Source organism: Streptomyces yangpuensis (assembly GCF_001005295.1).
GTDB classification, from domain to species: domain Bacteria; phylum Actinomycetota; class Actinomycetes; order Streptomycetales; family Streptomycetaceae; genus Streptomyces; species Streptomyces yangpuensis.
Genome location: NZ_LBMK01000001.1, coordinates 346,256 through 365,497, shown reverse-complemented (window position 1 = coordinate 365,497; position 19,242 = coordinate 346,256). Strand labels below are relative to the sequence as shown.

At 70.0% G+C, this 19,242-nt stretch carries 17 protein-coding genes, 2 tRNA genes and 1 pseudogene; 3 read left to right on the top strand and 17 right to left on the bottom strand.

Annotation, left to right across the window (positions count from 1 at the left end):
* Window position 1: 1 nt before the first annotated feature.
* The 6 genes from mreD to folC all read right to left on the bottom strand — a co-directional run bounded on the left by mreD (window position 2) and on the right by folC (window position 5,606).
* Window positions 2–709 (bottom strand): rod shape-determining protein MreD, encoded by a 708-nt coding sequence (mreD, locus tag AAT21_RS01610; protein WP_046774908.1) that lies wholly within the window; start codon window positions 707–709, stop codon window positions 2–4.
* A gap of 13 nt (window positions 710–722) precedes the next feature.
* Window positions 723–1,670 (bottom strand): rod shape-determining protein MreC, encoded by a 948-nt coding sequence (gene mreC, locus AAT21_RS01605; protein ID WP_046774907.1) that lies wholly within the window; start codon window positions 1,668–1,670, stop codon window positions 723–725.
* Window positions 1,671–1,804: 134 nt separating this feature from the next.
* On the bottom strand, window positions 1,805–2,824 hold the full coding sequence (locus AAT21_RS01600) for a rod shape-determining protein (protein ID WP_030008578.1): 1,020 nt from the start codon (window positions 2,822–2,824) through the stop codon (window positions 1,805–1,807).
* A gap of 295 nt (window positions 2,825–3,119) precedes the next feature.
* Window positions 3,120–3,530, bottom strand: coding sequence for a nucleoside-diphosphate kinase (ndk, locus tag AAT21_RS01595; protein ID WP_046774906.1), 411 nt, complete (start codon window positions 3,528–3,530; stop codon window positions 3,120–3,122).
* Window positions 3,531–3,696: 166 nt separating this feature from the next.
* Window positions 3,697–4,065: a DUF4233 domain-containing protein gene (locus tag AAT21_RS01590; protein WP_046774905.1), complete on the bottom strand. Its 369-nt coding sequence runs from the start codon at window positions 4,063–4,065 to the stop codon at window positions 3,697–3,699.
* Between the two features lie 2 nt (window positions 4,066–4,067).
* A complete protein-coding gene (gene folC, locus AAT21_RS01585; RefSeq protein ID WP_079025381.1) occupies window positions 4,068–5,606 on the bottom strand; it encodes a bifunctional tetrahydrofolate synthase/dihydrofolate synthase in 1,539 nt (512 codons plus the stop codon).
* 117 nt (window positions 5,607–5,723) lie between these two features.
* On the opposite strand from folC, the pseudogene AAT21_RS35080 reads away from it, so the two are divergent.
* A pseudogene (locus AAT21_RS35080) lies at window positions 5,724–5,968 on the top strand (rod shape-determining protein); the annotation flags it as partial.
* 35 nt (window positions 5,969–6,003) lie between these two features.
* Here the strand turns inward: AAT21_RS35080 and AAT21_RS01580 are convergent.
* Both AAT21_RS01580 and AAT21_RS01575 read right to left on the bottom strand, forming a co-directional pair.
* Window positions 6,004–7,152: a sensor histidine kinase gene (locus AAT21_RS01580; protein ID WP_046775512.1), complete on the bottom strand. Its 1,149-nt coding sequence runs from the start codon at window positions 7,150–7,152 to the stop codon at window positions 6,004–6,006.
* Between the two features lie 253 nt (window positions 7,153–7,405).
* Window positions 7,406–10,027, bottom strand: coding sequence for a valine--tRNA ligase (locus AAT21_RS01575; protein WP_046774904.1), 2,622 nt, complete (start codon window positions 10,025–10,027; stop codon window positions 7,406–7,408).
* A 130-nt stretch (window positions 10,028–10,157) separates the two neighbouring features.
* On the opposite strand from AAT21_RS01575, the gene AAT21_RS01570 reads away from it, so the two are divergent.
* The gene (locus AAT21_RS01570) at window positions 10,158–11,075 is read left to right on the top strand and encodes a hypothetical protein (protein WP_046774903.1); all 918 of its coding nucleotides are present in this window, start codon (window positions 10,158–10,160) and stop codon (window positions 11,073–11,075) included.
* An 85-nt stretch (window positions 11,076–11,160) separates the two neighbouring features.
* On the opposite strand, the gene clpX is transcribed toward AAT21_RS01570, so the two are convergent.
* The 5 genes from clpX to AAT21_RS01545 all read right to left on the bottom strand — a co-directional run bounded on the left by clpX (window position 11,161) and on the right by AAT21_RS01545 (window position 15,860).
* Window positions 11,161–12,447, bottom strand: a complete 1,287-nt coding sequence (gene clpX, locus AAT21_RS01565) for an ATP-dependent Clp protease ATP-binding subunit ClpX (protein ID WP_030840753.1) — start codon at window positions 12,445–12,447, stop codon at window positions 11,161–11,163.
* Between the two features lie 153 nt (window positions 12,448–12,600).
* Window positions 12,601–13,278, bottom strand: coding sequence for an ATP-dependent Clp protease proteolytic subunit (locus AAT21_RS01560; protein ID WP_030760910.1), 678 nt, complete (start codon window positions 13,276–13,278; stop codon window positions 12,601–12,603).
* 54 nt (window positions 13,279–13,332) lie between these two features.
* On the bottom strand, window positions 13,333–13,950 hold the full coding sequence (locus AAT21_RS01555; RefSeq protein WP_030760907.1) for an ATP-dependent Clp protease proteolytic subunit: 618 nt from the start codon (window positions 13,948–13,950) through the stop codon (window positions 13,333–13,335).
* A 287-nt stretch (window positions 13,951–14,237) separates the two neighbouring features.
* Complete coding sequence (gene tig, locus AAT21_RS01550; RefSeq protein WP_046774902.1) at window positions 14,238–15,632, bottom strand: trigger factor; 1,395 nt, start codon at window positions 15,630–15,632, stop codon at window positions 14,238–14,240.
* A 151-nt stretch (window positions 15,633–15,783) separates the two neighbouring features.
* Window positions 15,784–15,860, bottom strand: a tRNA-Pro gene (locus AAT21_RS01545).
* A 167-nt stretch (window positions 15,861–16,027) separates the two neighbouring features.
* Here AAT21_RS01545 and AAT21_RS01540 point away from each other — a divergent pair.
* Window positions 16,028–16,098 (top strand) — tRNA-Gly (locus tag AAT21_RS01540).
* Between the two features lie 274 nt (window positions 16,099–16,372).
* Here AAT21_RS01540 and AAT21_RS01535 read toward each other — a convergent pair.
* From AAT21_RS01535 to AAT21_RS01520, 4 genes are all read right to left on the bottom strand, one after another.
* Window positions 16,373–16,909 (bottom strand): hypothetical protein, encoded by a 537-nt coding sequence (locus tag AAT21_RS01535; RefSeq protein WP_063838058.1) that lies wholly within the window; start codon window positions 16,907–16,909, stop codon window positions 16,373–16,375.
* A gap of 127 nt (window positions 16,910–17,036) precedes the next feature.
* Window positions 17,037–17,231, bottom strand: a complete 195-nt coding sequence (locus AAT21_RS01530) for a hypothetical protein (RefSeq protein WP_031145493.1) — start codon at window positions 17,229–17,231, stop codon at window positions 17,037–17,039.
* Window positions 17,232–17,387: 156 nt separating this feature from the next.
* Window positions 17,388–17,843, bottom strand: coding sequence for an HD domain-containing protein (locus tag AAT21_RS01525; RefSeq protein ID WP_046774901.1), 456 nt, complete (start codon window positions 17,841–17,843; stop codon window positions 17,388–17,390).
* On the bottom strand, window positions 17,840–19,237 hold the full coding sequence (locus AAT21_RS01520) for a pyridoxal phosphate-dependent decarboxylase family protein (protein WP_046774900.1): 1,398 nt from the start codon (window positions 19,235–19,237) through the stop codon (window positions 17,840–17,842). Before AAT21_RS01520 ends, AAT21_RS01525 begins: the two co-directional genes overlap by 4 nt.
* Between the last annotated feature and the right edge of the window lie 5 nt (window positions 19,238–19,242).

Sequence of the window (19,242 nt, the reverse complement as noted above, 5' to 3'; positions counted from 1 at the left end):
CTCACAGTTTCTTGACGCTCTTCACACCCTTGGCGGGCTTGATGCCCTTTATGCGGACGGCCTTGTTGGCGCGGGACCGCGCGGTCTTCAGGCGCAGGCCGCCGCGCTGGCTGCCGATGCGCAGTCCGGTGCCGCCGGCCAGCCAGCCGGCGGAGACGTCGGCGGCCTTGCCCGCGGGGCCGCCGCCGGCCTCGACGGCCATCGGGTCGTTCTCGGCGCGCCGGGCCAGCGCCATGATCCACGGCACGGTGAAGGGCGCGAGCAGCAGGTCGTAGAGGGTGGCGGTGAACACCAGCCCGGTCAGGCCCACGTGGCGGGCGGCGGTGTCGCCGACGAGGGCGCCGACGCCCGCGTAGAGCAGGGTGGAGCCGATCGCGGCGGCGACGACGGTCAGCATGGGGCCCCAGGCGGAGCGGAACCGCCCGCCGTCGGGGCGGACCAGGCCTGCGACGTAGCCGATGACGCACAGGACGAGTGCGTACCGTCCGGCCGCGTGGTCGGCGGGCGGTGCCAGGTCGGCGAGGAGTCCGGCGCCGAAGCCGATGAGCGCACCGCTGACGTGCCCGTACACGAGTGCGAGGGATACGACGGTGAGGAGCAGGAGGTCGGGTACGGCGCCGGGCAGTTGGAGCCGGCCCAGGACGGTGACCTGGATGACGAGGGCGACCACGACGAGCGTGGCCGAGAGCAGGATCCGGTTGAAGCGCATGCGGGGTCGGCTCCTAGTCGTCGGCCGGCTGGGCGGGCAGGCTGGCGGACCCGGACGGGGTGACCGTGACGGTGACCGTCGGGGTGGGCTTGGGGGCCTCGGGCTTGGGCGGCAGGACGGCGTCGCGCGGGTCCTCGCGCGGCGGCATCACCACGACGCCGACGATGTCCAGGCGCGAGAAGCCGACGAACGGACGCACCCAGACGGTGCGGGTCAGGTCGCCGCGCGAGGGGTCGACCTTGACCACCTCGCCGATCGGGACGCCGGGCACGAAGGGCTTGTTGCCGCGCGAGCCGAAGGTGACGAGCCGGTCGCCGGGGCTGACCTTGGCCTTGCCGTTGAGCATCTGGACGGACAGGGCGCGGTCACCCTGGCCGGTGGCGAAGCCGAGTTCGCCGGTCTTCTCCAGGCGGGTGCCGACGGTGAAGTCGGGGTCGTTGGCGAGGACGACGGTGGAGGTGTCGGGGCCGACGGTGGTGACCCGGCCGACGAGCCCGTCGCCGTTGAGGACGGTCATGTCGCGCTCGATGCCGTCCTTGCTGCCGGCGTCGATGGTGACGGTCCAGGAGAAGCCCTGCGCCGCTCCTATCGCGATGACCTCGGCGCCCTTGATGCCGTACTGTCCGGCGCCGGCCCGCTTGAGCATCTCGTCGAGTTCGTGGATGCGGCTGCGGGTCTGGTCCTCGCTGCCGAGCTTGGCCTTGAGGGCGGCGTTCTCGCGCTCCAGCGTGGCGATGCGGTTGTGGCGCTCCCCGGAGTCCCGTACGGCCCCTATGGCGTTGGCGACCGGATCGACCGCGGTCGCCACACCTTCCTCGACCGGCCCGAAGACCGCTGCGGCGGCCTGCCGGGCACCGTCGACCGGTGACTCCTCGCCTGCCCTGATGTCCACCGTGATCAACGCGAACGCGATGGCGATCAGAAGCACCAGGAGCAGCCGGCTTTCTCGTGTGTCCCTCACGTGCGGCGGCCGTGCCTTCCTCGTCGGAATTCTCTTTTGCCTGTATATCAACGATCCGCCGCACGGGCCCGGTAGCACCCGTACGGCGGATCCTTGTGTTCCGCTTGGCCCCTCCCCGGCCGGGAGGGGTGTTGTCAGCGACGGGGCTGCGCGTCCAGGACCTGCTGGAGGGCCTCGAACTCCTCGACGCACTTGCCGGAGCCGAGGGCGACGGAGTCGAGGGGGTCCTCGGCGATGTGGATCGGCATGCCGGTCTCCCGGCGCAGCCGCTCGTCGAGGCCGCGGAGCAGGGCGCCGCCGCCGGTCAGGACGATGCCGCGGTCCATGATGTCGCCGGAGAGCTCCGGCGGGCACTTGTCGAGCGTGGTCTTGACCGCGTCGACGATGGAGTTGACGGGCTCCTCAATGGCCTTGCGGACCTCGGCGGCCGAGATGACGACCGTCTTGGGCAGGCCCGAGACCAGGTCCCGGCCGCGGATCTCGGTGTGCTCGTCCTTGTCGAGGTCGTACGCCGAGCCGATGGTGATCTTGATCTGTTCGGCCGTCCGCTCACCGAGGAGGAGCGAGTACTCCTTCTTGATGTGCTGGATGATCGCGTTGTCGAGCTCGTCACCGGCCACCCGGATGGACTGCGCCGTGACGATTCCGCCGAGGGAGATGACGGCAACCTCGGTCGTACCGCCACCGATGTCCACGACCATGTTGCCGGTGGCCTCGTGGACGGGCAGGCCCGAGCCGATGGCGGCGGCCATGGGCTCTTCGATGATGTGCACCTGGCGGGCGCCGGCCTGCGTGGACGCCTCGATGACCGCGCGGCGCTCGACTCCCGTGATGCCGGAGGGAACGCAGACCACGACGCGCGGACGGGCCAGGTAGCGGCGCTTGTGGATCTTGAGGATGAAGTACCGGAGCATACGCTCGGTGATCTCGAAGTCGGCGATCACGCCGTCCTTGAGGGGCCGAACGGCGACGATGTTGCCGGGTGTGCGCCCGATCATCTTCTTCGCCTCGGAGCCGACCGCCAGGATGCCACCGGTGTTCGTGTTGATGGCGACCACGGACGGCTCGTTCAGGACGATCCCCCGGCCCCTCACGTACACCAGCGTGTTGGCGGTCCCGAGGTCGATCGCCATGTCACGGCCGATGAACGACATGTTGTTCCCCTTGTTCCCCATGAGGAGCGTCTGGCCTTCCAGTTGATAGCGGCTGCTGTCAGGTCGGCGAGGTGGGTGTGTGGGTGGAGGCCCCATCGTAGTGCCGGGGTGCGGACACCGCGCGACGGGACTCCGGCAATCCCGCCGGAATGGATACCCGCCCCCTCAGTGGTGACGACGTGTCCTGCCCAGGCGTTCCCGCCCGGCTCCGGAATTACCGCGGGGCGACCGAAATTACTTCGGTCGCCCCAGGTCATGAGCGCTATTCGGCTGATGTCTCGTCAGGAAAGAATGATCAGAGCGCGGGGAAGAAGAGCTTCAGCTCGCGCTCGGCGGACTCCTCGGAGTCCGAGGCGTGGATCAGGTTCTCACGGGTGATGGTGCCGAAGTCGCCCCGGATGGAGCCGGGCGCCGCCGCGATCGGGTCGGTGGGTCCGGCCAGCTGGCGGACACCCTCGATCACGCGTTCCCCTTCGACGACCAGGGCCACGATCGGACCGCTGGACATGAAGCCCATCAGCGGCTCGTAGAAGGGCTTGCCCTTGTGCTCGCCGTAGTGCGCCTCCAGGGTCTCCTGGTCGAGCGTACGCAGCTCCAGTGCGGGAATGGTCCAGCCGGCCTTCCGCTCGATGCGGCCGATGATCTCGCCGACCAGGCCACGACGGACGGCGTCGGGCTTGAGCAGGACGAGGGTGCGCTGGGTCATGTTGCGGCTCCTTGCGGCATACGGGTGCGGTAGGGCGAATCTACAGGGCCGTCCGGGTCGGTCCGGCAGTCCGGGTGCCCCGGCGGTACGGACGGCCCCGGTACGGGTGGCACGGGGTTCCGGGTGGCACGGGGTTCCGGGCGGCACGGGGCGGCCCGGGGATCCCTCAGGCCGTGTCGGGCGCTCCGGACGCCACGGGAGCCTCCTGCGCGGCGGCCCAGCGCTCCTTGATCGAGTCGATCTTCCGGCCGTAGTGCACGGAGCACCACCACAGGCCGGCGAAGACCGCGCCGAGGAAGAACATCGTGGGGACGACGAAACCGCTCGCGACGAGACCGATCTGCAGGGCCCAGCCCAGCTGGACGGCCCCGGGACGCGACAGCATCCCGCACAGCAGCACCGACAGCAGCATCGCGATCCCGCACACCGTCCAGACCGTGGCCTGGGTCAGGTCCGGGTCCTTCATGGCGACGAGTCCCGCGAAACCGATCACGAAGAACTCACCGATCAGCGTGCTCGCACACAGCGTGCGCATCCTCAGCCCCTCTTCAGCAGCAGGCGGGCCTCGCCCACCGTGATCACGGAACCGGTCACCAGGACCCCGGCCCCTCCGTACTCGGCCTCTTCCTCGGCCAGGGTGATCGCCGCCTCCAGGGCGTCGTCCAGCCGCGGCTCCACCTGCACCCGGTCCACGCCGAAGACCTCGACGGCGACGGCCGCCAGATCGTCGGCGCCCATCGACCGGTGGCTGGAGTTCTGCGTGACCACGACCTCCGCGAAGATCGGCTCGAAGGCCTCCAGCACCCCGCGCACGTCCTTGTCCTCGCTCGCCGCCACGACGCCGACGAGCCGGCTGAAACCGAACGCCTCGGTGACCGCCTCCGCGGTGACCGCCGCGCCCGCCGGGTTGTGCGCCGCGTCCAGGATCACCGTCGGGCTGCGCCGCACGACCTCCATGCGGCCCGGCGAGGTCACCGACGCGAAGGCCTTCCGCACGGTGTCCACGTCCAGCACCCGGGCGTGCTGCCCGCCCACCCCGAAGAAGGCCTCGACCGCGGCGAGCGCCACCGCCGCGTTGTGCGCCATGTGGGCGCCGTACAGCGGCAGGAAGATGCCGTCGTACTCGCCGCCCACGCCGCGCAGCGTCAGCTGCTGCCCGCCGACCGCGACCTCGCGCGAGACGACGCCGAACTCCATGCCCTCGCGGGCCACCGTCGCATCGACCTCGACGGCCTTCTTCAGCAGTACCTGGGCCGCGTCGACCGGCTGCTGCGCCAAGATCACGGTGGCGTCCTGCTTGATGATGCCGCCCTTCTCCACGGCGATCTCACCGGGCGTGGAGCCGAGCCGGTCGGTGTGGTCCAGGCTGATCGGGGTGACCACGGCGACGGAGCCGTCGATGACGTTGGTCGCGTCCCAGCTGCCGCCCATGCCGACCTCGACCACGGCCACGTCCACCGGGGCGTCCGCGAAGGCCGCGTAGGCCATCCCGGTGAGCACCTCGAAGAAGGACAGCCGGAACTCCTCGGCGGCGTCGACCATCTCCACGTACGGCTTGATGTCGTGGTACGTCTCCACGAAGCGCTCGGCCTCGATCGGCGCCCCGTCGAGGCTGATCCGCTCGGTGATCGACTGCACGTGCGGGCTCGTGTAGCGGCCGGTGCGCAGCTCGAAGGCGTTCAGCAGGGCCTCGATCATGCGGGCCGTGCTGGTCTTGCCGTTGGTCCCGGTGACGTGGATGGAGGGGTACGCGCGCTGCGGCTCGCCCAGTACGTCCATCAGCGCCGCGATCCGCGACACCGAGGGCTCCAGCTTGGTCTCGCCCCAGCGGGTCGAGAGCTCCTGCTCCACCTCCAGCAGCGCCTCGGCGACCTCGGGGTCGACGGGCCGGGCGGGCACCGGGTCGCCCTGGGGCGGTCCGGCGTGGGCGCGCAGGGTGCGGCTGCCGGCCTCGATCACCGCCAGGTCGGGGTCGCGGTCGGACTCTTCCGCCACGATCTGGTCGAACTCGTCGAAGGCGCCTGCGAGGTCGTCGTGGTCGTGTCGGTCGGGGTTCTCGGGCTGCTGGTCACTCACAGGGCCAGTCTACGGACGGCGGCCCGGAGGACTTTCGGCCCGGCCGTTTCGGGACCTCCGACGCCGGGAGCGACCTGATCGTCGTGCAAGCCTTGCGAGCAGCAGATAGGGGAGCAAATGCCGCAGGCCAGCACCAAAAAGACAGCTTCCTGCCGCGACACAGGGATCGACCTGCGGACCGCGAACACCCTCGTCTGCGCCCGGGGGCAGGGGATCGTCCTCAATGAGCCGTCCGTGGTCGCCGTCAGGGCGGGCACCACCAGCGCCCTGGCCGTCGGGGTGGATGCCAAGGAGCCATCGGCCGCACCCCCGGGTCGATCACCGCGGTCCGCCCCCTCAAGGGCGGCGTGATCTGCGACTACGGCCTGCCGACCCCGGCGCACGGCTGGACGGCCTTTCAACCTCTCGGAAGCGTGGCGACGACCTCGTAGGTGTCGTCCGTGCGGGTCGCCGTCAGGGAGCCGCCGAGGCTGCGGACGCGCTCGGACATGCTCGCCGTGCCGGAGCCCGCCGAGACGGGGGCCCGGCCCGGGGTGCGGGCCGGCACGGCGTTGCTCACGGCGATCCGCAGCCGCGGGCCGTCCGCCGCGATCGACACGTCGACGGTCGCGCCGTGCGCGTGCTTGGCGGCGTTGGTCAGGCACTCCTGCACCACCCGGTAGACCGCCGCCTGCCGCAGTGGCGACAGTGCGTGCACGTCCTCGTCCATGGCCAGCCGGACGGGCGAACCGGCCCGGGCGCTCTCCTCCGCGAGCGCCGCCAGACCGTCCACCCCAGGGGTCGAGGGCCGCTCGCCCCGCTGCACGATGATCTCGTTGAGCGCCAGATGGGCCCGGCGCGCGGTGTCGGCCAGTTCCTCGAAGTCCTTGGCGTGCGCGCTCTCGCGCGCCCGTACCGACAGCACCTCGGACCGCACGGTCAGCAGGGTCAGCTCCCGCCCGACGAAGTCGTGCACGTCGCGGGCGACGGAGGTGCGTTCCTGCTGGACGGCCTGGAGCACGGCGGACTCGGCCCGCCGGACGGTGAGCTCCCGCACCAGGTCGTGCCGGTAGGCGGCGATCCCCACCGCGGAGGCCAGCGCGCCGATCGGTACGACGATGCCGAGGAACCCGCTGAGCGTCCGCCCCGGGGGTTCGGGCCAGCCCGGCACCCAGAACATGACCAGCGCGAAGGCGATGTACCCGAGCGTCGCCAGGATCCCCGCGCGGCGCCCGCGGAAGCGGCCGACCGAGTAGAGCGCGAACTGGATCAGGGTCAGCTCGTGGAGCCATCCGATGAAGAGCAGCGCGGCCAGGTACGAGATCCAGGGCAGCCGGCGGCGCAGAAGCAGGGTCGTGCAGCCCAGGGCGAGCACGACGGCCGCGGCGGGCCCGCTCAGGGAGTTGTCGGCGGTGGCGAGGCCAGGCAGGTCGAGGGCCATCAGCCCGAGGCAGCCGAGCGCGGTGAGCACGTCGACGGCCCGCGGGGTACCGGCCCAGGTGCCGGTCAGCCGACGGCCGGCGGCCACGCATCGGTGGAACACCGGGGCGAGGGGCTTGACGTGCATGCCCTCCATCATCCGTGGTCGGTGCGGCGGATGAGATCCGGCAGACAGGTCAACGCAGTGATTCAGGACACTTCGGACAGGGCTGGAGGTCCCCGCTGGCGGCGTACGCGGTGGTGACGGGGCTGGTGGCCGCGGAGTTCGGCGACCGGCTGCTGTGAGGCCCCGCGTACGGCGACGGCCCCCGCCACCGGCGATCCGGTGCGGGGGCCTTCACCTCGTACGAGGCCGTCGTACGGGGCCGTTGTACGAGGGGCTACGCGGCGGGCAGCGTCTCCAGCTGGGCCTGGATCCGGGCGATGTCCGCCTCGGCCTTGGCCAGCCGGCCCTTGATCTTGTCCACGACGTGGTCGGGGGCCTTGGACAGGAAGGCCTCGTTCCCGAGCTTCGCCTCGGCCTGCTGCTTCTCCTTCTCGGCGGCGCCGAGGTCCTTGGTGAGGCGCTTGCGCTCGGCGTCCACGTCGATGGTGCCCGACAGGTCGAGCGCGACCGTGGCGCCGCCGACCGGGAGGGTCGCGGAGGCGCTGAAGCCGTCGCCCTCCGGCTGGAGGCGCAGCACCTGGCGGATGGCCGCCTCGTGCGCGGCCAGCCCCGTACCGGACAGGTCGAGACGCGCCGGGACCTTCTGCTTGTCGTCGAGGCCCTGCTCCTTGCGGAAGCGGCGGACCTCACGGACGAGGTTCTGCACGTTCCCGATCTCGGTCTCGGCGGCCTCGTCGCGGAAGCCACTGTCCTTCGGCCAGTCGGCGATCACGAGGGACTCGCCGCCGGTCAGCGTGGTCCACAGCGTCTCGGTGACGAAGGGGACCACCGGGTGCAGCAGGCGCAGCATGACGTCGATGACCTCGCCGAGGACCCGGCTGGAGACCTTGGCCTGCTCTCCGCCCGCGAAGAAGGTCGTCTTCGACAGCTCGACGTACCAGTCGAAGACCTCGTCCCACGCGAAGTGGTAGAGCGCCTCGCTGAGCTTCGAGAACTGGAAGTCCTCGTAGTAGGCGTCGACCTGCGCGACCGTCTTGTTGAGGCGGGAGAGGATCCAGCGGTCGGTCGCCGACAGCTGCTCGGCGGGCGGCAGCTCGCCCTCGATCGTGGCGCCGTTCATCAGCGCGAAGCGCGTGGCGTTCCAGATCTTGTTGGCGAACTTGCTGGACGCCTGGACCCAGTCCTCGCCGATCGGGACGTCGGTGCCGGGGTTGGCGCCCTTGGCCAGGGTGAACCGGACGGCGTCGGAGCCGTACTTGTCCATCCAGTCCAGCGGGTCGACGACGTTGCCGAAGGACTTCGACATCTTCTTGCCGCGCTCGTCGCGGACCAGGCCGGTCAGCGCGATCGTCTTGAACGGCGCCTGGCCGTCCATGGCGTAGAGGCCGAACATCATCATCCGGGCGACCCAGAAGAAGATGATGTCGTGGCCGGTGAGCAGGACGTCGGTGGAGTAGAACTTCTCCAGGTCCGGGGTCTTCTCCGGCCAGCCGAGCGTGGAGAACGGCCACAGGCCGGAGGAGAACCAGGTGTCCAGGACGTCGGTGTCCTGCGTCCAGCCCTCGCCGGTGGGCACCTCGTCGTCGGGGCCGAGGCAGACGACCTCGCCCTCCGGGCCGTACCAGACCGGAATGCGGTGGCCCCACCACAGCTGGCGCGAGATGCACCAGTCGTTGAGGTTGTCGACCCAGTCGAAGTAGCGCTTCTCCATCTCCTGCGGGTGGATCGCGACGCGGCCGTCGCGGCCCGCGTCGCCCGCCGCCTTGGCGAGCGTCTCGACCTTGACCCACCACTGGAGGGACAGGCGCGGCTCGACGGTGGTGTTGCAGCGCGAGCAGTGTCCGACGGAGTGCAGGTACGGCCGCTTCTCCGCGACGATGCGGCCCTGCTGGCGCAGCGCGCCGACGACCGCGGAGCGGGCCTCGTAGCGGTCCAGGCCGAGGAACGGGCCGTGGACGGTGATGACACCGTGCTCGTCCATGATCGTCATGTTGGGCAGGTTGTGGCGCTGCCCGATGGCGAAGTCGTTCGGGTCGTGGGCGGGCGTCACCTTGACGCAGCCGGTGCCGAACTCCGGGTCGACGTGCGTGTCCGCGACGACCGGGATGGTGCGGTCGGTCAGCGGCAGCTTGATCTGCCTGCCGACGAGGTGCTTGTAGCGCTCGTCGTCCGGGTGGACGGCGACGGCGGTGTCACCGAGCATCGTCTCGGCGCGGGTGGTGGCGACGACGAGGGTGTCCTCGCCCTCCCCGTACTGGATGGAGACGAGCTCGCCCGCGTCCTCCTGGTACTCCACCTCGATGTCGGAGATGGCCGTCAGACAGCGGGGGCACCAGTTGATGATGCGCTCGGCGCGGTAGATCAGACCGTCGTCGAAGAGCTTCTTGAAGATGGTCTGGACGGCCTTGGACAGGCCCTCGTCCATGGTGAAGCGCTCGCGGGACCAGTCGACGCCGTCGCCGAGACGGCGCATCTGGCCGAGGATCTTGCCGCCGTACTCCTCCTTCCACTGCCAGACGCGCTCGACGAACTCCTCGCGGCCCAGGTCGTGGCGGGACTTGCCCTCCTCGGCGAGCTGCTGCTCGACCTTGTTCTGGGTGGCGATGCCCGCGTGGTCCATGCCGGGCAGCCACAGCGACTCGTGGCCCTGCATGCGCTTGCGGCGGGTCAGGGCGTCCATGAGCGTGTGCTGGAAGGCATGGCCCAGGTGGAGGGAGCCGGTGACGTTCGGCGGCGGGATGACGATGGTGTACGGGGGCTTCTCACTCGCGGCATCGGCCGTGAAGTACCCACGCTCTACCCAGCGCTCGTAGAGCTTCCCCTCTACGTCGGCCGGCTTGTAGGCGGTCGGCAGTTCGGAGTCGGGGCTGCTGGGTGTCTGCGTGTTCTCGGTCACGGGCCACAGTTTAAGGCGGTAACAGTCCAGTCATGAAACCGGTAATCCCGGGGCCCGGCGCACTGCCCGGCGCCGCTTTCCGCGAGGATGTCAGGGTCGCATAAAGATCTACCTCATAGGGGGACGCGGGATGAGCCACAACCAGCCGGGGCCGTACGGGCAGCCGCAGCAGCCTGGACCGTACGGTCAGCAGCCCCCGCCGCCCGGCCCGTACGGCCAGCCGGCCCAGCCCGGCCCGTACGGCCAGCCCGCGCCCCCGCAGCCGGGCTACGGCTACCCGCAGCAGCCGGGCGTCCCCCCGCAGGGCTACCCCCAGCAGCCGCCGGCCCCGCCCTACGGCTACCCGCAGCAGGCCCCGTACGGCGGCGAGCCCCCGAAGAAGTCCAAGGCGGGCCTGATCATCGGCGTGGTCGTGGCCGTAGCGGTGATCGCAGGCGGCGGCTGGTACCTCCTGGGCAGCGGCAGCGCCATCTCGGACGACACCAAGGGCTACAAGCTGGCCGCGCCGGACACGGTCGACGACTTCAAGAAGGACGCCAAGTACAAGGAGGCCGAATTCGACGACGCGGACAAGAAGGAGGCCGAGGCGGCGGGAGTCAAGAACCCGACCCAGGTGGGCATGGACTACCTGGCCGGCGATCCGAAGAACCCGCTGACGGCGAAGGGCCTCAAGTTCTCCGGCCTCTACGGCGAGATCGCCGACCCTGAGAAGGCGGTGGACGGGTACTTCGCCAAGGCCAGGTTGGACGCCGCCAAGGACGGCAAGTCCGAAGTGCAGCTGCTCGGCAGCCCGAAGACGATGTCCCCGCCCAACTTCAAGGGCGCGGTCATGAAGTGCCAGGACATCAAGTTCACATCGAAGGACCCGTCCGCCAAGGGGCCCAAGGAGGCCACGCTGCCCTTCTGCGTCTGGGGCGACTACAGCACCATCGCCATGATCAGCGCCTCCGACGTGGCGTCGATCCTGGCCGGCAAGCAGGGTTACACCCAGGAGCAGGCCGCGGAACTCGCCGCGAAGCTCTACAACACCGCCCGCGTCAAGAAGTAGCGGACCGTGCAACCCGCGAAAGGGGCGCCCCCGGTGGGGGCGCCCCTTTCGCGTACCGGTCTGCTGCCGCTCTACTGCCCTGCGGCTAGGCCGACTTCTCGTGCGGGCCCTGGTCCTTCGGGACGATGCGCGGGACCAGCGTCGGGTTGACGTTGGAGCGGACCACGTCGGCGGTGATGACGACCCGGGCCACGTCCTTGCGGGACGGGACCTCGTACATCACCGACATCAGGACCTCTTCCATGATGGCGCGCAGGCCGCGCGCGCCCGTCTGGCGGAGGATCGCCTGGTCCGCGATGGCCTCCAGCGCCTCGCGCTCGAAGTCCAGCTCGACACCGTCGAGTTCGAACAGCCGCTGGTACTGCTTCACCAGCGCGTTGCGCGGCTCGATGAGGATCTGGAGCAGGGCCTCGCGGTCCAGGTTGTGGACCGAGGTGATGACGGGGAGACGGCCGATGAACTCGGGGATCATCCCGAACTTCACCAGGTCCTCCGGCATGACCTCCTGGAACTGGTCGCTGGCCTCGATCTCGCGCTTCGAGCGGATCGTCGCCCCGAAACCGATGCCCTTGGCCCCCGCACGCGACTCGATGATCTTCTCCAGGCCGGCGAAGGCGCCGCCCACGATGAAGAGCACGTTCGTCGTGTCGATCTGGATGAACTCCTGGTGCGGGTGCTTGCGTCCGCCCTGCGGCGGCACGGAGGCCGTCGTGCCCTCAAGGATCTTCAGCAGGGCCTGCTGGACGCCCTCACCGCTCACGTCGCGCGTGATCGACGGGTTTTCGCTCTTGCGGGCGACCTTGTCGATCTCGTCGATGTAGATGATCCCGGTCTCGGCCTTCTTGACGTCGTAGTCGGCGGCCTGGATCAGCTTCAGCAGGATGTTCTCGACGTCCTCGCCGACGTACCCGGCCTCCGTCAGCGCCGTCGCGTCGGCGATGGCGAACGGGACGTTCAGCATGCGGGCGAGCGTCTGCGCGAGGAGCGTCTTGCCGGAGCCCGTGGGGCCCAGCAGCAGGATGTTGGACTTCGCGAGCTCGATCGCGTCCTCACGGCCCTGCGCGCCGCCGTTCTCGCCGGCCTGGACCCGCTTGTAGTGGTTGTAGACCGCTACCGAGAGCGCCTTCTTCGCCGGCTCCTGGCCGACGACGTAGCTCTCCAGGAACTCGTAGATCTCACGGGGCTTGGGGAGCTCCTCCCACCGGACCTCGGAGGTCTCCGCGAGTTCCTCTTCGATGATCTCGTTGCAGAGGTCGATGCACTCGTCGCAGATGTACACACCGGGTCCTGCGATGAGCTTCTTCACCTGCTTCTGGCTCTTTCCGCAGAACGAGCACTTGAGCAGATCGCCGCCGTCACCGATGCGTGCCACGAGGTGCTTCCCCTTCGCCTGGGAGACGCCTGGTTCAGCGCTCCTGGTGCCTCATATCCGACGGTACCTTGCCGGGGGCCCCGTGCGGGGCCCCCTTGACGTGGTTCACATCGCCGAATCCGGTGGTGTGCCCGCGCCAACTGACGGCAAGGGTCAGAGCTTGGTGCTCTTGCGGGTGGAGATGATCTGGTCGATCAGGCCGTACGCGAGGGCGTCCTCGGCCGTCAGGATCTTGTCGCGCTCGATGTCGTCGCGGATCTTCTCGATCGGCGTCGTCGAGTGCTTGGCCAGCATGGTCTCCAGCTGGTCGCGCATGCGCAGGATCTCGTTGGCCGCGATCTCGAGGTCCGAGAGCTGCTCACGGCCGGTGCCGCCGGAGGGCTGGTGGATCAGCACGCGGGCGTTCGGCAGGGCCATGCGCTTGCCGGGGGTGCCGGCGGCGAGCAGGACCGCGGCGGCGGAGGCCGCCTGGCCCATGCAGACCGTCTGGATGTCGGGCTTCACGAACTGCATCGTGTCGTAGATCGCCGTCAGCGCGGTGAAGGAGCCGCCGGGGCTGTTGATGTAGATCGAGATGTCGCGGTCCGGGTCCATCGACTCCAGGCACAGCAGCTGCGCCATGACGTCATTGGCCGAGGCGTCGTCGATCTGCACGCCGAGGAAGATCACGCGCTCCTCGAAGAGCTTCGCGTACGGGTCGTACTCGCGCACGCCCTGCGAGGTGCGCTCGACGAAGCGCGGGATGACGTAGCGGTTGTCCACCTGCGGGCCGGAGTAGAGGCCGCTCGCGGAGCTCGCGGAGAAGTTGTTCTGCATCTGGGTGTTCACCATCCTGGTGGCGTTCTGCGGGCTGTCGGCTGCGGGGTTGCTGCGGTGGGGCCGGGATCAGGCCCCGGTGCCGCCGCCGCCCGGAACGTTGGACGCGGCCGAGATGATCTCGTCGATGAGGCCGTACTCCTTGGCCTCCTCGGAGGTGAACCAGCGGTCGCGGTCACCGTCGCGGATGATCGCCTCGACGGTCTGGCCCGAGTGGAACGCGGTGATCTCGGCCATCCGCTGCTTGGTGCGCAGCAGGTACTGGGCCTGGATCTTGATGTCCGACGCGGTACCGCCGATGCCGGCGGAGCCCTGGTGCATCAGGATGTCGGTGTTCGGCAGGGCGAAGCGCTTGCCCTTGGCGCCGCCGGTGAGCAGGAACTGGCCCATCGAGGCCGCCATGCCCATACCGATGGTCACGACGTCATTGGGGATGTACTGCATGGTGTCGTAGACGGCCATGCCGGCCGTGACGGAGCCACCGGGGCTGTTGATGTAGAGGTAGATGTCCTTCTCCGGCTCGGCGGCCAGGAGGAGGAGCTGCGCGGTGATCTTGTTCGCGATCTCGTCGTCGACCTGCTGGCCGAGGAAGATGATGCGCTCGCCGAGCAGCCGGTTGTAGACATGGTCGCCGAGGCCGCCACCGATGGACGGCTCACCCGCGGCGTAAGGCTTCAGATTCGTCACGTATCCACCTGCTCGTCTCCGACGGCCATGTGCCGTCTCAGCGTCTCGTTCTGGGGCGCGGTCGAGCCGGAGCGGACGGGTCCGCCGGCGCCCGGGTACTCACGTGCCCTCGTATTCATGGACCCTAACGCGCAGGTCGGACAACGCCATCCCGCTTCCCGAACTGTTCGCTCGGAGCGCAAGCTCCGGCGGCCTTGCGGGGACCGCCCCGCGGCCATGCGGAAGGGCCCGGACGCGGCTGCGTCCGGGCCCTTCGGGGCACTGCTCAGCGGGCTTCGCCCGGAGTGTTACTTGGCCTCGTCGGCCTTGACCTCGTCGTCGCCGTCGACGGCGGCCTCGACGGTCTCGGCGGCCGTCTCGACCTCGTCCTCGTCGTCGGAGAGGTCGACCACGTCACCGTTGGTGTCGACGACCTTGGCGGCCTCGACGACGACCGCGAGGGCCTTGCCGCGGGCGACCTCGCCGACCAGCATCGGGACCTGGCCGCCCTCGACGACGGCCTGGGCGAACTGGTCGGGGGACATGCCGGAGGACTGCGCACGGCGCATGAGGTGCTCGGTGAGCTCCTCCTGGTTCACGCCCAGCTTCTCCTTGTTGACCAGGGCGTCGAGGACGAACTGGGTCTTGATGCCCTTGATCGCCTGCTCCTTGGTCTCGGCGTCGAACTCCTCGACCGTCTTGCCCTGGAACTCCAGGTACTTCGCCAGGTCCAGGCCCATCTGGCCGAGCTGGTGGTGCTCCAGGTTGTGCTTGCGGGTGTTGACCTCGTCCTCGAGCAGCTTCTCGGGGATCGGCACCTCGACGAGCTCCAGCAGCTTCTCCAGGACGCGCTCCTGGGCCTGCGTGGCCTGGTCGTACTGCTTCATGTTCTCAAGGCGCGTGCGGCTGTCGGCCTTGAGGTCCTCGAGGGTGTCGAACTCGCTCGCCATCTGGGCGAACTCGTCGTCCAGCTCCGGGAGCTCCTTGGCGGAGACCTTGGTGACCTTGACGGTGACCTCGGCGTCCTTGCCCTCGGCGGAGCCGCCCTTCAGCTGCGAGGTGAAGGTGGCCTCGCCGCCGGCCTCGAGGCCGGTGACGGCCTCGTCGATGCCCTCGAGCAGCTCGCCCGAACCGATGGTGTAGGAGACGTCGGAGGCGACGCCGTCGGGCAGCACCTCGCCGTCGACCTTGGCCTCCAGGTCGATGGTGACGACGTCACCCTCGGCGGCGGCGCGCTCGACGTCCTTGGTGGACGCGAAGCGGCCCCGCAGCTGCTCGACGGACTTCTCGACGTCCTCGTCGGAGACCTCGATGGCGTCGACCTCGACCTCGATGCCGGAGTAGTCCGGGATCTCGATCTCGGGACGCACGTCGACCTCGGCGGTGAAGGCCAGCAGCTCGCCGTCCTTCAGCTCGGTGATGTCGACCTCGGGCTGGCCCAGCGGGTTCAGGTCGGCCTCGTTGACGGCCTCGGTGTAGAACTTCGGGAGGGCGTCGTTGACGGCCTCCTCCAGCACCGCACCGCGGCCGAAGCGCTGGTCGATGACGCGGGCCGGGATCTTGCCCTTGCGGAAGCCCTTCACCGTGACCTGCTGGTTGATCTTCTTGTACGCCGCGTCGAGGCTGTCCTTGAGCTCCTCGAAGGGCACCTCAACAGTGAGCCGAACCCGCGTCGGGTTCAGGGTCTCAACGGCGCTCTTCACGGTTCGGTCTCCTTGTGGCTGACTGCTGGGGGATCTGCCGTCTCGCTGGAATCAGCGGCCCGGCGGACTTCGGCCCGGTACATCAGACACACGGGCACGCAGCTTGCATAGTAGCCGCAAGCGGCAATCAGCCCACAACGCGATCTTGCGGTGGTCGGGGTGGCCGGATTCGAACCGACGACCTTCCGCTCCCAAAGCGGACGCGCTACCAAGCTGCGCCACACCCCGTCGGTGCGACACGTAGGGTACATGCCCGGAGACCCTCTGATGCGCGGTGTTTCAGGAGCCGTTTCGGACAGGCGACGGCGCGGGCACGGAATGTGGTGTGCGATCCGCCGGAACGACCCGCTAGGATGCTGTCCGTGCCAAGGTCCCGGACCTGCGGCGCAACCCCTGCGGGCGTAGCTCAATGGTAGAGCCCTAGTCTTCCAAACTAGCTACGCGGGTTCGATTCCCGTCGCCCGCTCTGAAGCACGAAGGGCCAGGTCAGAGGATACTTCCTCCACCTGGCCCTTCGTCGTTCCCCGACTGCGCAGATGCGGGCACGGCCGCACAGCCGGCGTACAGGAGCTGGTCGGCCGGCTGGGGAAACGGGCTCCCGTCCCTGTCGGTCAGGTCCACGACCGGGAGGGTGCCGAACCTTTCCTGGTCCAGGCGGTGAAGAGCCTCGGCATGACGCCCCAGTTCCTCGGCGCGGCGTCGCCAGCCCGCCTGGGTGGCCTCGCCGTTCAGCGTGCCGATCAGTGCCCAGGAGTCGACCCCGTGTCATCCTCACGGGCGCACGTTGTCAGGCGGGTATCGCCGCGTGTGCAGGCACCGGGGACCGGCGCTGGATCGTGCGAGACCGGCCAGGTGCGGGTGTGGCCTTCGCGGAGGGGGCCGCCTGTGAGGGTGAGGATGTTCGCCGCGGCGGCCGTGAGGGGCGGGGCGGCGGTTTCGCAGAGGCGGCGGTAGCCGTCGAGGAGGGCTGCGCCGTGGTCGGGGTCGGCCTTGAGGAGGCGGCGGGGCAGCCACTTTCCGCCACCCTTCCAGGCCCGGTGGTGGTCGAAGAGGAGGTGGGCGGCGACATCGAGGACGACGCCGGCCACGGTGAGGCGTTCGACGGGGTCCGTGGCGTCGGAGAGGTCGTCCAGCGCGTCGGTGAGCGCGTAGCGGCGGTCCTCGACCGTCGCGGGCGCCAGAGCGCCCGGGCCCTCGCCGAGTGCGGCCGCGGCCCGGTGTTTGAGGCCGGTGCCCGCCCCGTCCCGTTCGGTGAGGACCAGACCCTCGGCGTACATGCGCTGCATGACGCCGCGGCGGGATGCCGTGCCGGCGGCGAAGAGCTCGTCGAGGCCGGCCCGGGTGCGGAGGAACAGCTCGACCAGCCGTCCCTCGAAGCGGAGGGTCTCGCGGCGGGTGTAACCGTCAGAGCTTGATGTTGGCGATCATCGTCGCCAGCGAGTTGAGGAAACGGTTCACGTCGTCCGCGATCGAGCTGGACGCCAGGAAGAAGCCGAAGAGGGCCGCGACGATGGCGGGGCCCGCCTTGATGTGGTTGCCGCGGATCAGCACCACCAGGATGACGCCCAACAGAACCACAACTGAGAGCGAAATGGCCACTACTGATCACACCTTCGGTCGTCCCCTGGTCGGCCGGGGGCGCACGGCCGGGAATGCCCCCACATGGACCATCCTCCCACCAACCGGCCACGGTCATACGCCCCGTGACGAAAGGCCATGGTTCCGGTTTCACCAACCGCCGCGGCCGAGGGGGTTTCAGGGTGCGGTGAGACCGAGGAGGGACCGGACATAGGCATACTTCGCGGACAGTCGCTCGCGGGTGGGGGCGTCCAGTACGGAGAGACGTACGGGGTCGGCGTTGTGCGCGAGGTCGGCCTCCTTCACCAGCAGGGCGCCCGGGGTGGCCAGGATGCGGGCGGCGTAACGCTCGACCGGCTCGCCGGGGCGCTTGGTGACGGCGAGGACCATGTCCTTGACGGACTGCGGGAGAGCGGCGGAATCCAGCCAGGTGAGGCTGAGCGCCTCGTCCTCGATCGCGTCGTGCAGCCAGGCCGCCGCCTGCTGTTCGGAGCTGCCTCCGCGCACGCGCACGCCCTCGGCGACGGCCGCGAGGTGCTCGGCATACGGCCGGCCGGCCTTGTCGGTCCGGCCCTCGTGCGCCTCGCGCGCCAGGGCCTCGACCTCCAGGAGGGTCAGGGGACTGCCGGTCATGTGATCTCCCTCGCTGCCGTGCGCAGGGCATGGGCGGCCCTGCGGACATCTGCCTGCGTCGTACGCCAGTTGGAGAACGCGGCGCGCAGCCCGGCAGTTCCCTCGTGGACCGTCGGGGTGACGAACACCTCGGTGGACACGGCCTCGCGCAGGGCGGTCAGCCGGGCGCCGAGGCGCGGATCGGGGGTGTCGGCGAGGGTGAAGCAGACGACGTTGAGGCGGACGGGCGCGAGGAGGGTGAAGGCGGGGTCCTCCTCCAGGGCCGCGCCCAGGGCGCGGGCGCCGGCGATGTTGCGTTCCACGATCTCCCGGTGCCCCTGGCGGCCGTAGGCGCGCAGCGTGAACCAGGCGGCGAGGGCGCGCAGCCGGTGGGAGTTCTCCGGGGTGAGGTGGACGAGGTCGGGGTGTTCGCCGAGGGGGCCGAGGTAGGCGGCGGCGTTCTGGAAGACGCGGGCCTGGAGGTCGCGGCGGCGGGTGAACTGGACGGCGCTGTCGTAGGGGACGTTGAGCCACTTGTGCAGGTCGACGCAGACGGAGTCGGCGGCGTCGAGGCCTTCGGTGAGGTGTGCGTGGTCCGGGGAGAGCGCGGCGAAGGCGCCGAAGGCGGCGTCGGTGTGGAGCCAGAAGTCGTGCCGTGCGCGGAGGGCGGCGATGGCGGGGAGGTCGTCGAAGTCGACGGTGTTGACGGTGCCCGCGTTGGCGACGACGACCGCCGGTCCGGGGGTGTCGGCCAGCGCCCGGGCCAGGGCGGCGGGGTCCACGGCCTCGCGGCCGGGCAGGGTCGGGACGCGGACGAGGGAGCTGCGGCCGAGGCCGAGGAAGGAGAGGGCCTTGGCGATGGAGGAGTGGGGGGCGCCGGAGAGGACGCGGACCGGGCCGAGGGCCGCGGCGCCGTCCTCGGCCGGGGAGACGCCGAGGCGTTCGCCGAGCCATTCGCGGGCGATGGCGAGGCCGGTGGTGTTGGACATGGTGGCGCCGCTGACGAAGGTGCCGGTGTGGGCGTCGGAGAGGCCGAAGAGTTCGCGCAGCCAGCCCACGGTCTCGCGTTCGAGGTCCTGGCCGGCGCCGTCCATGGAGGAGTTGGAGTTCTGGTCGTGGGCGGCGGTGAGCCAGTCCCCGGCGAGCGCCGCGGGGGTGGCGCCGCCGGTGACGAAGCCGAGGTAGCGGGGGCCGGCGGAGGCCGAGAGCCGCGGCTCCCAGCGGGCGCGGAAGGCCGCGAGGGCGGTCTCGGTGCCGTCCCCCTGCTCCGGGAGCGGTTCGGGGTCGGCCGGCTTGGGGGCGGCGGGTACGACGGCGCGCTCGTCCAGGGTGGCGAGCGCTTCGGCGGCGGCGCGGCGGGTGGCGTCGAGGAGGTCGGGGAGCCGGGCGAGGTCGGCGGCGAGCGTGCGGTCCATGGGGG

Coding starts and splice junctions, on each gene's coding strand:
- mreD (WP_046774908.1), bottom strand. CDS start 709: ATGCGCTTCAACCGGATCCTGCTCTCGGCCACGCTCGTCGTGGTCGCC.
- ndk (WP_046774906.1), bottom strand. CDS start 3,530: ATGACCCAGCGCACCCTCGTCCTGCTCAAGCCCGACGCCGTCCGTCGT.
- AAT21_RS01535 (WP_063838058.1), bottom strand. CDS start 16,909: ATGTACGCCGAGGGTCTGGTCCTCACCGAACGGGACGGGGCGGGCACC.
- AAT21_RS01525 (WP_046774901.1), bottom strand. CDS start 17,843: ATGACCGGCAGTCCCCTGACCCTCCTGGAGGTCGAGGCCCTGGCGCGC.
- AAT21_RS01600 (WP_030008578.1), bottom strand. CDS start 2,824: ATGTCGTTCATCGGCCGTGACATGGCGATCGACCTCGGGACCGCCAAC.
- AAT21_RS01580 (WP_046775512.1), bottom strand. CDS start 7,152: ATGCACGTCAAGCCCCTCGCCCCGGTGTTCCACCGATGCGTGGCCGCC.
- AAT21_RS01520 (WP_046774900.1), bottom strand. CDS start 19,237: ATGGACCGCACGCTCGCCGCCGACCTCGCCCGGCTCCCCGACCTCCTC.
- AAT21_RS01560 (WP_030760910.1), bottom strand. CDS start 13,278: ATGGTGAACACCCAGATGCAGAACAACTTCTCCGCGAGCTCCGCGAGC.
- AAT21_RS01590 (WP_046774905.1), bottom strand. CDS start 4,065: ATGCGCACGCTGTGTGCGAGCACGCTGATCGGTGAGTTCTTCGTGATC.
- AAT21_RS01570 (WP_046774903.1), top strand. CDS start 10,158: ATGAGCCACAACCAGCCGGGGCCGTACGGGCAGCCGCAGCAGCCTGGA.